9 protein-coding genes are annotated in these 13655 nt (G+C 48.3%); 3 read left to right on the top strand and 6 right to left on the bottom strand.

What is annotated here, in order from left to right:
• Window positions 1-5 precede the first annotated feature (5 nt).
• The gene (locus KI655_RS22055) at window positions 6-1832 is read right to left on the bottom strand and encodes a DUF294 nucleotidyltransferase-like domain-containing protein (RefSeq protein ID WP_285408694.1); all 1827 of its coding nucleotides are present in this window, start codon (window positions 1830-1832) and stop codon (window positions 6-8) included.
• Between the two features lie 211 nt (window positions 1833-2043).
• On the opposite strand from KI655_RS22055, the gene KI655_RS22050 reads away from it, so the two are divergent.
• Both KI655_RS22050 and KI655_RS22045 read left to right on the top strand, forming a co-directional pair.
• Entirely contained in the window at window positions 2044-3231 is a 1188-nt protein-coding gene (locus KI655_RS22050) for a 3-phenylpropionate MFS transporter (RefSeq protein WP_285408693.1), read from the top strand.
• A gap of 108 nt (window positions 3232-3339) precedes the next feature.
• A complete protein-coding gene (locus KI655_RS22045) occupies window positions 3340-6771 on the top strand; it encodes a PAS domain-containing hybrid sensor histidine kinase/response regulator (RefSeq protein WP_285408692.1) in 3432 nt (1143 codons plus the stop codon).
• Between the two features lie 67 nt (window positions 6772-6838).
• Here the strand turns inward: KI655_RS22045 and KI655_RS22040 are convergent, their stop codons facing one another.
• From KI655_RS22040 to KI655_RS22025, 4 genes are all read right to left on the bottom strand, one after another.
• A complete protein-coding gene (locus KI655_RS22040) occupies window positions 6839-8224 on the bottom strand; it encodes a lyase family protein (RefSeq protein WP_285408691.1) in 1386 nt (461 codons plus the stop codon).
• A gap of 12 nt (window positions 8225-8236) precedes the next feature.
• Window positions 8237-8617 (bottom strand): hypothetical protein, encoded by a 381-nt coding sequence (locus tag KI655_RS22035; RefSeq protein ID WP_285408690.1) that lies wholly within the window; start codon window positions 8615-8617, stop codon window positions 8237-8239.
• Between the two features lie 192 nt (window positions 8618-8809).
• The gene (locus KI655_RS22030) at window positions 8810-10513 is read right to left on the bottom strand and encodes a sodium:solute symporter family protein (RefSeq protein WP_032549943.1); all 1704 of its coding nucleotides are present in this window, start codon (window positions 10511-10513) and stop codon (window positions 8810-8812) included.
• 11 nt (window positions 10514-10524) lie between these two features.
• A complete protein-coding gene (locus KI655_RS22025; RefSeq protein ID WP_032549944.1) occupies window positions 10525-10791 on the bottom strand; it encodes a DUF4212 domain-containing protein in 267 nt (88 codons plus the stop codon).
• Window positions 10792-11192: 401 nt separating this feature from the next.
• Between KI655_RS22025 and KI655_RS22020 the strand changes: the two genes are divergently transcribed.
• Window positions 11193-12944, top strand: a complete 1752-nt coding sequence (locus KI655_RS22020) for a potassium/proton antiporter (protein WP_285408689.1) — start codon at window positions 11193-11195, stop codon at window positions 12942-12944.
• Here the strand turns inward: KI655_RS22020 and KI655_RS22015 are convergent.
• On the bottom strand, window positions 12941-13570 hold the full coding sequence (locus KI655_RS22015; RefSeq protein WP_076655813.1) for a response regulator transcription factor: 630 nt from the start codon (window positions 13568-13570) through the stop codon (window positions 12941-12943). The genes KI655_RS22020 and KI655_RS22015 overlap by 4 nt on opposite strands.
• Between the last annotated feature and the right edge of the window lie 85 nt (window positions 13571-13655).

Here is a 13655-nt window from a genome sequence, read left to right as displayed (position 1 = left end):
GTGATCTAATCCCTAATTTGGTAGTGATAGCCCAACCATTGCTTAAACTTTTTCACAACGTGCAAACTGTGCCTTAATAGGTCTCGGTCTGCGCGCTCCATGAGTTTCACGTCGAGTTTGTTGCTGCTGTGCTGCTGCGATAAACGTTGTGATAGACGCCACTTGAAGAACTGTTTGAGCGCTTCGCTGAGGTTGTCTGCAGTGCTTCGTTCAAGAACATTCTTTTCTACTAGTGCTTCGATACGTTCGAAGGTGTTGTTGACACTGATGCCGTGTTCAAGGCTGAGCGCTCTTACACCATGAACGATAGGGAAGATGCCTCCTTGTTTTATGTCTAACCCTGATTTCGACGCTTTCACGTTACCAAACAGAGATAGCGGTACAGAGAAGTTCAGGGCAGGGCGGCAGAACTCTGTGAGTATGAGTTCTTGTCCCACCATTAAATCTCTCAAATGATCTTTAACCGGTTGCAATAGCTCTCGATTGCCTGCTACTGCATGAGCGTCTGCCATAATGGCGATGTCCATGACCGTATCGGGAGTTGCCTTCTTCACCCATTGGGATAGTGTTTCCTTCCAGCCTTGTTGTGAGTGCACCCATTTCGGATTATTCACCATCACATTGCCTGGGCAGAGCGGGTAACCAAGCTGTTGCAGGGTATGGGTCAGTTCGGCCATTACAGCTTCACAGTGGTGCCACTCTAAACCGTCTTGAATGATCAGCGCGTTGTCTTGGTCTGTTTTGAGTATCTGTTCTCCGCGTCCCTCTGAGCCGAGAACAATCAGGCAGCAGTGGTTTTGCAGTGCCGGAGGCAAAATCAGTTCAAAAGCTTTCTCGATAATCTGTTCGTTAACCGCAGAGATCAGTTCCATGATAAAGCGCGTTCGAATGCCATTGCTGATTAAGCTTTCAACCAATTGACGCTGTTTGTTGGAGGCCATAGCTAACTCTTCAATGCTGGTGGCGCGAGCTATTCGCAGAGTCAGTACATGAGAGTGGGTCGAGAAGGCACTCAGTATCTGTGTCATATCGAGCATGCCGACCGCTTCTTGCCCATCACAAACCATCAAGCGTTTTACCCGATTACGCGTCATATTAATCATGGCGTTAAACAGGAAATCACCATCATTGACATGCAAAACAGGGAAGGTCGCTATCTCACCGACGGGCGCATCAAGGGGGTAATTCTCGAGCATCACAGCGTGCAATAAATTGGTCCGTGTGACGATAGAGTAAGGTAGGGTACATGATGATCCAAAAGCTTTTAGATCATCATAGGCTAAACGAACTAAAGCCGAGTCGAGCCCTTGTTCTTTAAGGGTTCTTGTTACCTCATTGATAGGTTGATTAGGCTCTAGGATCAGAGGTGGGTGATAAATCGAATTGTCGACTTTGGTTAGGATAAATTCAGCCAAGTTTTGCTGCTGCTTGGCGGCCTCTATGAGCTCTTTGCGCTTAGCAAGGTTGTTATCAAAGTAGGCAGCAAACTGACCATTGGCATTATAAAGCTCAAGGAATACGTCAGTGGGAAGCAGGTAGCTGAGTGTATCCTCTAGTGCGATGTATTGGTGCTTAGTGTGAGGTTCAAATTGACTGCGTACATCAAAGATATCGTCGTTGGCATAGTGGGCGTAAATCTCTCCATCTTGGCCTGCTCGCTCCTCCACTGCACCTTTAATCAAAATATGCAGATGACGACTTGGGCGACCCGCTTCGAGTATGGTTTCTTGAGCACGATAGTAGACCACATCGAGTGCAGAGCGCAGGGTCAGTTGTTCAGCCTCAGACAAGCTATCAAAGGGTGGGTGCTGCATATTAAATTTATCAGGCATAAGCGTCGCAGATAGAGTGAAGAACCTAAAGTTAAGTCTGACAAAAACTCACTGAAGCTCCAGACGACTTTAGTCTAAACGTACGATTTTCCTCGGCGATGCAGTCATTGATAACAAGGAAACTCAAAGCAGTAATTATTCCCTTTTTCATATGATTATGTAGAGGCATAATCTCCGCTGCCTCTTTGCAATCGTTTATATAGGTATATATATGTTTAACCCTTCCCCTTATGGATGGATATCTCAGTATTTCATCGGTTTCTTTTTCGCTTACGGTGTCTATCTGCCGTTTTGGGCATTATGGTTCGAAGACCAAGGGGTGTCGGCAGGTGATATTGGTGTATTGATTGGTGTGGGTTTTGCGACGCGATGTGTGGCGAACCTGTTGATCACACCGCGTGTCCACAAAGCGGAGCACTTAATGCCTGCGCTGCGCTGGCTGAGTTTAGCTGCGCTGATTTTTGTCGCGTTTCACTTCTTTACCGGTGGTAGCTTCCTATTAATGCTGCTAGCGACCATCTTGTTTAACCTCTGTTGTGGACCAGTTGTGCCACTGTCTGATGCGATGGCGAACTACTACAGCCGACTTAAGGTATTGGACTATGGCCGCACACGACTCTGGGGTTCGATTGCTTTTATTGCAGGCTCAACTGTAGTTGGCTATCTGGTGGCGCAGTATGGCACTGATATGATTTTATATACGGCATTGGCTGGTGTGTTTGTATCTCTGATACTGGCAATGAGAAACCCGAACCTAATGCCAGTGACGCAATCCGAACAGCACCAAGTACGTCCAAAGTTAGGAGCATTGATGCGTGAGCGCTCGGTTGTGAAGTTCCTTGCGTTGATGGCGCTGCTGCAGGGCAGTCACGCTGCTTACTACAGTTTCAGCGCGATTTATTGGAAGGAAGCGGGCCACTCCGAAGCCATCATCGGCTACTTGTGGAGCTTAGGTGTCGTTGCTGAAGTGGGGGTGTTTGCATTGAGTAAGCGTCTCTTCTCTGGGATGGCACTCAGAACGCTATTTGTTATTGCTGCGCTGGGCGTGATTGCACGTTGGGGTATTACGGCATCGACAACCGATATCTTCGGCTTGGTATTAGTGCAGTTGCTGCATGGTGTGACATTCGCAATGGCACACATTGCTGCCATTCAGTATATACAATCTGAAGAAGAGAATAAGATGGTGGCACTGCAAGCACTCTATAATGCGATTCCGCTTGGTGCGTTTATCGCATTGATGACCACTCTGAGTGGTTGGGGTTATGAATTGTGGGGCGCGAACATTTTCTGGGTGATGGCGGCAATGGGTGTACTGGCTCTGTTTATTAAGTTGGATGAGCGCAGTTCCGTGGTCGATGTTGATTTGGATGCAGTACCAGCGAAAGCAGAGAATTAGAGCCTGAAGCACAGAAATTAATCGACCTGATTGTGTTGCTGACACTTCCTTAGTTAAATGAAACCTCTCCCTTATGGAGAGGTTTTTTATGGAAAGAAAGGACTCGCAATGCAAGGATGGATCGTAATCCCCGTCTCACTCGCCTATCTGGGGGTGCTGTTTTTAATTGCTTGGTATGGAGACCGACAGACGCGCTGGTTGTCGCGCTGGCGACCGTGGATCTATAGCTTGTCGATTGCGGTTTACTGTACCTCGTGGACCTTTTACGGCACCGTGGGGCAGGCCAGCAATAACCCTTGGTCTTTTCTTCCTATCTACGTAGCCCCAATTCTGGTTTTTACTTTGTGTTGGCGGATCTTGGCGCGGCTTATTGTTATTGCCAAGCGCGAACACATCACCTCAATTGCCGACTTTATTGCTGCGCGCTATGGCAAATCACAAGGGCTAGCGGTAACAGTAACCATCATCGCGGTAGTTGGTATTCTGCCTTATATTGCCCTGCAGCTGCGTGGCATCACCATGGGGCTGGATATTGTTGCGCCGAGTCTGGCGCAAGATTTTGGGTATCAGGATTATCACGTTTCATGGTTCGTGGTCGGTGCGCTGGCGATATTCACCATGCTGTTTGGTACGCGTCATATTGATAATACCGAGCATCACCGTGGGATGATGATGGCGGTCGCGTTTGAGTCGATCGTTAAGCTGGTGGCGTTTTTGATTGTCGGCTTGTTCATCATCTACCTAGCGACCAGCAGCGATAAAATTGACTTGCTTGAGGTCGCTGCGCAGACCTATGAGTCGCCCAATATTCCCACTCTTATTATCCACACGGTTTTAACCATGCTGGCGATCGTGTGTCTGCCAAGGCAGTTTCATACCATGGTGGTGGAGAATGAAAGGCCACAAGACCTGCATACCGCGCGTTGGCTATTCCCGGTTTACCTGATCTTGATGGGACTGTTTGTATTGCCGATTGCCTGGGCAGGGCAAGGGCTCTTGACGGGCATGCCTGCCGATACCTATGTGATTAGCCTGCCAATGGCGGAAGGCGCAAATAATATCGCCTTGCTGGCTTTTTTAGGCGGCACCTCGGCCGCGAGTGGCATGGTGATCGTTTCTACGATTGCGCTGGCGATCATGGTTTCCAATGATCTGGTGATGCCGTTATTGCTGCGCCGGATGCGACTGACTCAGCGCACTCACCGACACTTCTCTGGGTTGCTGTTGGTGATTCGCCGTGCGCTTATCCTATTGTTGCTGCTAGGCGCATGGGGCTTCTATCAAGCATTAGATAGTATTCACTCACTCTCTGCGATAGGTTTTCTCTCGTTTGCCGCGATTGCACAGTTTGCGCCAGCGTTGATTGGCGGAATGTATTGGCGCTTGGGTAATCGCAAAGGCGTGTATGTTGGCCTGTTGTTTGGTTCTATCATCTGGTTGATTACCTTGATGAGCCAAACCAGCATGCTCGCGGGTGACCAAGAGAGCAATTTGTTGCTGTGGCTGATCACGCCACCCGACCTGTTAGCGAACTTGGATGTCAGCAGCTCTAACTGGGGTATCGTACTCAGCATAACCGTAAATACACTCTGTTATGTGGTGGTGTCGCTGTCGACCAGACCAAGCCTAAGTGAGCGCTTACAATCAGCGGCATTTGTTGGTGCACCTTTGCCTGAAAACGAGAACATGAGCCTTTATCAAAGCCGGGTTACCGTTGCAGAGCTAGAGATGCTCGCATCTCGTTTTGTTGGGCGCAAGCGTGCTAAGAGTGCCTTTCAAGCGTATTGGCAGCAGCAAGGTCAACCGCTGTTACCCAACCAACAATCACCTGCTAGCCTGATTCGTCATGCCGAGCGTGTACTGGCGGGGGTGTTTGGTGCCTCTTCGGCTAAGTTAGTACTTACTTCCGCTTTGCAGGGAAGAAACATGCAGCTTGAAGAGGTGGCAACCATCGTTGATGAGGCCTCTGAATTGTATGATTTCAGTCGTGGATTGCTACAAGGAGCGATTGAGCATATAGGTCAAGGCATTGCAGTAGTCGACCAACAATTACGTTTGGTGGCCTGGAACCAGCGTTACCTTGAGCTGTTTGAATTCCCCAGTGGATTGATTCAGGTCGGACGGCCAATTGCCGACGTGATTCGTCATAATGCGGAGCAAGGTCTGTGTGGCCCGGGCGACCCTGAAGATCATGTGAAGCGACGCATCTTCCACCTAGAGCATGGTACGCGCCACACTTCATCAAGGGTACGACCGGATGGACGCGTGATAGAGGTGCAAGGTAACCCGATGCCGAGTGGCGGGTTTGTAATGAGCTTTACCGATATCACGGTGTTTAGACAGGCGGAGCAGGCGCTAAAAGATGCCAATGAAAGTTTGGAAACTCGCGTTCATGAGCGAACCCAAGAGCTTGAAAAGCTCAACCAGCGCTTGGTGAAAGCAACGCAGATATCAGAACAAGAGTCGCAATCCAAATCACGTTTCTTAGCGGCGGTGAGCCACGACTTAATGCAGCCATTGAATGCGGCGCGATTGTTTGCTTCTTCGTTGTCGGAGGTTGCGAAAGAGCAAGAAGTTAAGCAACTCTCTTCGCACATCGAGAGTGCACTCGGTGCGGCAGAGGACTTGATTGGTGACTTGCTTGATATCTCGCGCTTGGAATCGGGAAAGCTAGAAACCAATGTTCATGGTTTTGCTATCAATGATGTATTGTCCAACCTTAATGCAGAATTTAGCGCCTTGGCAGGGCAGCAGAATATCGATTTTCATATGGTGCCATCATCGCTGTTTATTCAGTCGGATCCGAAACTGCTGCGTCGCGTGATTCAGAACTTTTTGACCAATGCGTTTCGCTATAACCCAAGTGGTAAAGTTGTATTGGGTGCACGGCGTGTGAATGGTCGAGTGCGTATTGACGTATGGGATAACGGCACTGGTATCGATGAAGATAAACAGCAAGAGATCTTTGAAGAGTTTACCCGTGGTAGCCAAGTACGTTCCGATCAGGGACTTGGACTTGGCTTAGCGATATCGAAAGGTATTGCACACGTACTCGGGCATGAAATCTCGATGCGCTCGTGGCCCGATGAAGGTAGCGTGTTCTCGATTACCTTGCCACGAGCTGAGAAGGTGGTTACTGCACCGCAAGTGGCGGCACCGACCGTCAACAGCGAAATAGCCCAACTGAAAATCCTGTGTGTGGATAACGAGCGAGACATTCTGGTCGGCATGGAGAACCTGATTGGTCGTTGGGGATGCGATGTACGAACTGCGGGGGATCTGGTTGAGAGCTTGAAGTGTCTGGAAGACAGTTGGCAACCGGATGTGATCTTCTCGGATTATCGACTCGATAATGGGCGCACCGGCCTCGAAGTTCTGCAGCAATGCCGCTTGAGACTGGGTGATAGTTTCGAAGGGGTGATTATCAGTGCGGATCGTACCGATGACATGTTAGCGGCCATCAAAGCGCATGGTTTCAGCTTTATTGCCAAGCCAGTTAAGCCACTCAAGCTAAGAGCAGTACTCAATCGTGTCGCTTAATTAGCATTTGGATCATAGTAGGCCAAAAGCGAAGCCAACTCCGGCTTCGCTTTTTTATTGGGCTTGATTAGCCGGCAATTCCGCCTTTAGTCAGCTGACTTGGGTTCAATAAGCTTGCTAGCTCTTCACGTGGGATGTCGGTTTCACGTTCTGCTACATCTAAGATTGGCAGGCCTTCTTTGTACGCCTTTTTGGCGATGTCTGCGGCTTTTAGGTAACCAATAACTGGGTTGAGTGCCGTCACTAGAATCGGGTTCTTCGCGAGGGCTTCATCAAGGTTATCTTGACGAACGGTGAAGGTAGATACGGCTTTATCTGCCAGTGCCACCGAGCCGTTGCTCAGTAGTTCGATGCTCTCAAGCACATTGTGTGCAATGACAGGTAGCATCACATTGAGTTGGAAGTTGCCAGATTGACCTGCGACTGTGATGGTGGTGTCGTTACCAATCACTTGCGCTGCCGCCATTGCTGCTGCTTCTGGGATCACAGGGTTTACTTTGCCTGGCATGATAGAAGAGCCTGGTTGAAGCGCCTGCAGTTCAATTTCACCAAGGCCAGCCAGTGGGCCAGAGTTCATCCAGCGAAGATCGTTTGCGATCTTCATGATCGCAACTGCTGCGGTTTTAAGCTGTCCAGATAGGGCAACGATCGCATCTTGGCTGCTGAGATTAAAGAAGAAGTTTTCGCTCGAACTAAATTGCAATTTCGTTGTTTGAGATAGGTTGTGCGCGAAGGCATCTGCAAATCGCGGATCGGCATTGATCCCGGTTCCGACCGCTGTTCCACCCTGAGCGAGTGCTTTTACCGCCTCCAAGCTCAACTCAATACCTTGTTTTGCATGGTCAATTTGGAATTTCCAACCACCTAACTCTTGAGCGAGAGTGATTGGCATGGCATCCATTAGGTGAGTGCGACCTGTCTTGACCACATCGGCAACCTGCATCTGTTTAGTGGCTAACACATCTGATAGGTGTGCAAGTGCTGGCAGTAGCTGCTTCTCTACCGTTAATGCCACGCTGACTTGGATTGCTGTCGGTACCACATCGTTGCTGCTCTGGCCCATGTTCACGTGGTCGTTCGGGCTAACATCCCCTTGCAGTGCGCGTGAAGCCAAAGTGGCGATCACTTCATTGGCATTCATATTCGAGCTGGTGCCTGAACCGGTTTGATAGACATCGACAGGGAACTGTTCAAGGTGTTGGCCATCGATGATCTCTTGACTGGCATCGATAATGGCATGAGCAATATCGCCCTCAAGATGACCCAATTGTGCATTGGTGTTAGCGGCTGCTTGTTTGATGAAAGCCAGTGCTTGAATGAAGCTGGCAGGCATCGTGTGCGAACTGAAAGAGAAGTTATCAGCGGCGCGCTGGGTTTGTGCTTGGTAAAGTGCATTGGCTGGCACTTTTACTTCACCCATGCTGTCTTTTTCGATTCGAAATTCTTGGGTCATGCTGGATCCTTGTTAGCCAAGTGGAGCTTGGACTTGTTGTAGGGTTTGTTGGAGCGGTAAATACTTCTGTTTACCGTTAGGTTGTTGGTAGTAATGACGCTTGAGGCAAAACAAAGGGGTATGGATCGAATCAAGACAGATACGGCGAAATGTCAGACTGCGTTTAGGGGATTCGATTGCCTCGATAAGATGGAAGAACAACTGACGAAGGAACAGTTCGCACAGTAAGATGTTTTCATGATCACTATCTTTTTCATACTGAAGCGCAAGCTCTAGACTGCAGTCAATGTAGCTTTGTACTGTGCTGGGCTCATATCCCTCAATCACATCGGGAGCCAGAAAGCGGTCTTGCGCTTTGTAAAAAGTTGAATAGATAAGTTGCTGTTCCTGCATCAATCTCTCGCCATCGTTAATTAGATGTTAATGATAATTATTATCAAATGAGATTTTAAAAACAACCCTTTCTTTTCATAAATGGCGGGACAAAAAGAAAAAGCCGATACATGATGTATCGGCTTTCTGAGAATCAGTACCTAATCCCTACAATGTAAGCACTGGTTCATTTTATGTTTTAAGCCTTGTGGCTTAGTGGTCGTGAGCTGCACCTGCACCTTTAGGGTAACGGATGTTCTCAACCATCTCTTGTACGTCTTGTGGTACTTCAGCTGTCACCTTGTTCACCGCGATAGACACTACGAAGTTCAGACACATACCTAGCGTACCGATGCCCTCTGGGCTGATACCGAACCACCAGTTATCTGGTGTACTTGCTGCTGGGTTGATGAACTTGAAGTAGATGATGTATGACGCGGTAAATAGAATACCTGCCAACATACCTGCAATCGCACCCTCCTTGTTCATCTTCTTGTAGAAGATACCTAGGATAATCGCTGGGAAGAAGGACGCTGCGGCTAAGCCGAAGGCAAACGCTACTACCTGCGCTACGAAGCCTGGTGGGTTAATACCCAAGTAACCTGCACCAATAATCGCGACCATGGCTGCCAGACGAGCGGCTAATAGCTCCTGCTTGTCGGTCATGTTCGGTCTAAAGCCTTTCTTCAACAAGTCATGCGAGATGGATGTTGAGATTACCAATAGTAGACCAGCGGCTGTTGATAGTGCGGCTGCAAGGCCACCGGCTGCCAGTAGTGCTACAACCCAGTTTGGTAGTTTTGCTAGCTCTGGAGAAGCCAGTACGATGATGTCACGGTTGATCTTCATCTCGTTGCGCTCATCGCCCGAGTAGAACATCTTGCCATCGCCGTTCTTATCTTCCCAACCCACTAGACCAGTGCTTTCCCAGTTTTTGTACCAGCTTGGTGCTTCTGCTGCAGGAACACCTTGCATGTCAGGACCGTTGATTGTCTCAATCATGTTTACACGAGCAAACGCGGCTACACCTGGTGCTGTTGTGTAAAGTAGTGAGATGAACAGTAGTGCCCAACCCGCTGAGATACGAGCATCACGTACTTTTGGTACCGTGAAGAAACGGATGATTACGTGTGGAAGACCCGCAGTACCCACCATTAGAGCAGCACAGATGAAGAATACATCCACCATGCTCTTATTACCTTCGGTATAGGCGGTAAATCCGAGCTCTTCGGTTAACCCATCCAGTTTATCGAGCAGGTAAACGTCCGTTCCTGAAATCGTTGAACCCATACCGATTTGTGGAAGCGGGTTACCTGTCATCATGATTGAGGTAAAGATAGCTGGCACAAGGAAAGCGAAAATGAGGACACAGAATTGAGCTACCTGCGTATAAGTGATGCCTTTCATGCCACCAAGTACTGCGTAGAAGAACACAATACCCATACCGATGATGATACCTAGGTTAATATCAACCTCTAGGAAACGTGAGAATACAACGCCCACACCACGCATCTGGCCTGCAACGTACGTGAATGATACGAAGATTGCACAGAATACCGCTACCATACGCGCCGTTTTTGAGTAGTAACGCTCACCGATGAAATCAGGAACCGTAAACTGACCGAACTTACGTAGGTAAGGTGCTAAACAGAGTGCAAGTAGTACATAACCACCTGTCCAACCCATTAGATATACTGCACCGTCGTAACCAACGAATGAGATGATACCTGCCATTGAGATGAATGATGCTGCTGACATCCAGTCCGCGGCTGTTGCCATGCCGTTTGCTACTGGGTGTACACCACCGCCTGCAACGTAGAACTCACTGGTTGAGCCAGCACGAGCCCAGATAGCAATACCGATGTAGAGTGCAAAAGTGATGCCGACGAGAATAAACGTCCAAGTTTGAATATCCATGTTCTAAACCTCTAGTCTTCCTGTACGTTGTATTTCTTGTCGAGCGCATTCATACGCACTACGTAAACAAAGATTAAGGCGACAAAGGTGTAGATCGACCCTTGTTGAGCGAACCAAAACCCTAGCTTGAAACCGCCCAGTTGTACGGTGTTAAGCGCATCGACAAATAAGATGCCAGCGCCATAAGACACTGCAAACCAGATGGCCAGCAGAGTCCCCATAATTCCCAAGTTTTCTTTCCAATAGGCTTGAGCATGTTCTGTTGATTCGAACGCCATTGCCTTCTCCTTTATTACGATTCCGTAGAATGTTGTTGTGTTAACGTAATGTTACGATTTGAAATATAGCAAGGAGAAGTCAAGGAATCTGTGCAACTTTAGTCGGGGAAAAAAGAGTAGGAAGTCTTTGTTTTATGGGGATTACAGCTCACCTCAGCCTAAAAGTGTGATGTTGCAATGTTGTTAAATTAGCCAAAGGTCTAACAAACAGGGGGGAATTAGTGGGTAAGTAATAAAATTTAACAACTAAGTGACAGAGAATCAGTATTTAGTCCTGTTTATGACACTCAGGTAAATATAAGTTTGTTATAGTAATTACGCTGCTTTTAGGGCTCTTTTCTTGCTTAATAGCAGAAACTCGACATGCTTAAATTATGAGTTTTATTCTTTGGGGGAATGAATTGGACGCAATAACTATCAATCACTTATTTTTGACTGGTGCGGTGCTTATCGCCATCAGTGTACTTTTCTCACAAGTGTCCTCACGATTGGGTGTTCCGATTCTTCTGATCTTTTTGTTCGTTGGCATGTTGGCGGGCGAAGATGGTCCTGGTGGCATCAATTTTGATGATCATTCATTAACCTACTTGGTGAGTAATTTAGCGCTTGCCGTGATCCTGCTTGATGGGGGGATGCGCACTAAGGTAGCGAGCTTCAAAGTCGCATTTTGGCCATCGCTTTCGTTAGCCACAATCGGCGTAGCCTGTACCGCCACTCTTACGGGCTTAATGGCGGCTTGGCTATTCGACCTGTCACTGATGCAGGGTATTTTGGTTGGGGCGATTGTGGGCTCGACCGATGCCGCAGCGGTGTTTTCTCTACTTAAAGGGCAGAGTCTCAACGAGCGCGTTGGCTCAACCTTAGAGATAGAGTCGGGGACCAATGACCCAATGGCGGTCTTCTTAACGGTCACCTTAATTGCGCTACTTGGCACCCCAGATGCTGAGATGGGCATGAACTTCCTGCTGAAAAGCTTCGCGATGCAGTTTGGTGTCGGCACCCTTATCGGCCTTGGTGGCGGTTGGGTTCTATGGAGCCTTATCAATCGAGTACAACTGGCTGATGGTCTTTATTCGATTCTTGTACTCAGCGGCGGTGTAGCTCTGTTTGCTTTCTCTAACATGCTTGGCGGCAGTGGCATCTTATCGATTTACTTAGTGGGTTTGTTTATTGGTAACCGTCCAACGCGTTCTCGACATTCGATTCTTAATGTTCTTGATGGCATGACTTGGTTAAGTCAAATCGTGATGTTCTTGGTGCTGGGTTTATTGGTCACACCATCGACATTGATGGATATTGCACTGCCTGCATTGGCATTGGCTTTCGGTATGATTCTGTTTGCGCGCCCGTTGTCGGTTTGGTTAGGTCTGCTGCCGTTTCGAAGCTTTACCACCAAGGAGCGCTGGTTTGTTTCTTGGGTTGGCTTGCGTGGTGCGGTGCCGATCATTTTGGCGGTGTTCCCGATGATGGCGGGTCTGCCTAATGCTCAGCTGTATTTTAACATCGCCTTCTTCGTGGTTATGGTGTCGCTGGTTGTTCAAGGTGGCAGCTTGATGAAAGTTGCGAGGCTGGCGCAAGTTACCTTACCGCCAACGCCGACACCGGTTTCACGTACTGGTATCGAGATCTACCCGACCAGTGAGTGGGAGATGTTTGTCTACAAGCTCAAAGAAGAGAAGTGGTGTGTCGGTGAGCCGCTTAAGCGCTTATCGATGCCGGAAGGCACACGCATTACGGCACTGTTTCGACAAGATGCCTTGCTGCACCCGTCGGGTAGCACAGTATTAGAGGCGAACGATATTCTTTGTGTGCTCGGTCAAGACAAAGATTTAGACAGCTTAAGTGAGTTGTTCAGTGAAGCGCCCGAGGCTGAAGAAGCTGCGCGATTCTTTGGTGATTTCTTCCTTGAGGTTGGCTTGTCGATTGCTGCTGTGAGTGACTGTTATGGCATTGAGTTGGGTTCTGAAGAAGAGCGAGAGATGACACTCAAACAATTAGCGGAACGCGAACTTGGTCCTCACCCTGTATTGGGTGATAGCTTTGAGTGGCATGACATCAATTGGGTGGTTGCGGAGATAGAGGATCATAAAGTCGTCAAGCTGGGTTTATGTTTGCCTAAGACGACTTTAGAAGAGGATATAAGTGACGCTTAATTGTGAACCTCTTGCAGCAAGATCACTGCTTGAGTTCTATTTTTCACGTCCAGTTTACGGAAGATGGCCGTCATGTGTGCCTTGATGGTCGCTTCCGAGACATTCAATTCATAGGCAATCTGCTTATTCAGCAGGCCGTCGGAAAGCATGCCTAATACCTTGTATTGTTGTGGTGTTAGAGTCGCAATTTTCTCCGCTAGATCACTACAAGCTGCGTTATTGGTGATTAAGCCTTCTGGGAAGAACGGGTCGCCATTTAAGACCTGATTCAATGCACTCACCAACTCACGCATATCACTCGACTTTGGAATAAAGCCAAACGCACCATGGCTCTTCACTTGCGTCACCACGCTCGCATCTTCACTGGCAGAGATAACCACGATCGGTAAGTCTGGATACTCGGCGCGCAGCTGAATAAGGCCAGACATGCCATTGGCACCCGGCATCTTGAGGTCGAGCAGCAGCAGATCTGGCTCGTCTTCTTTTTTGAGAAGTGTTAACAAAGCGTCCAGAGAGTCGGCTTCGAGAAGGTTCGCGCCACTGATCGCCATGTGCACTGACTGAAACAAGGCGTTACGAAACAGAGGGTGGTCATCAGCAATGATGATGGTGTAGGTCGAGTCCATGACGTTCATACTTTTAACAATTTAGTTAACATTTATTATTGTCCCGATTGACTATGCGGACAATATTTATGCACTAAAAGTCTGA

Origin of the sequence: Vibrio sp. D404a, assembly GCF_030248535.1 — a bacterium.
Taxonomy (GTDB): Bacteria; Pseudomonadota; Gammaproteobacteria; order Enterobacterales; family Vibrionaceae; genus Vibrio.
This window is presented reverse-complemented; position numbering and strand designations above follow the sequence as displayed.

What these genes read in the sequence shown, in the direction of transcription:
- KI655_RS22055 (WP_285408694.1), bottom strand. Translation starts at nt 1,832, where the DNA reads ATGCCTGATAAATTTAATATGCAGCACCCACCCTTTGATAGCTTGTCT.
- KI655_RS22050 (WP_285408693.1), top strand. Translation starts at nt 2,044, where the DNA reads ATGTTTAACCCTTCCCCTTATGGATGGATATCTCAGTATTTCATCGGT.
- KI655_RS22045 (WP_285408692.1), top strand. Translation starts at nt 3,340, where the DNA reads ATGCAAGGATGGATCGTAATCCCCGTCTCACTCGCCTATCTGGGGGTG.
- KI655_RS22040 (WP_285408691.1), bottom strand. Translation starts at nt 8,224, where the DNA reads ATGACCCAAGAATTTCGAATCGAAAAAGACAGCATGGGTGAAGTAAAA.
- KI655_RS22035 (WP_285408690.1), bottom strand. Translation starts at nt 8,617, where the DNA reads ATGCAGGAACAGCAACTTATCTATTCAACTTTTTACAAAGCGCAAGAC.
- KI655_RS22030 (WP_032549943.1), bottom strand. Translation starts at nt 10,513, where the DNA reads ATGGATATTCAAACTTGGACGTTTATTCTCGTCGGCATCACTTTTGCA.
- KI655_RS22025 (WP_032549944.1), bottom strand. Translation starts at nt 10,791, where the DNA reads ATGGCGTTCGAATCAACAGAACATGCTCAAGCCTATTGGAAAGAAAAC.
- KI655_RS22015 (WP_076655813.1), bottom strand. Translation starts at nt 13,570, where the DNA reads ATGGACTCGACCTACACCATCATCATTGCTGATGACCACCCTCTGTTT.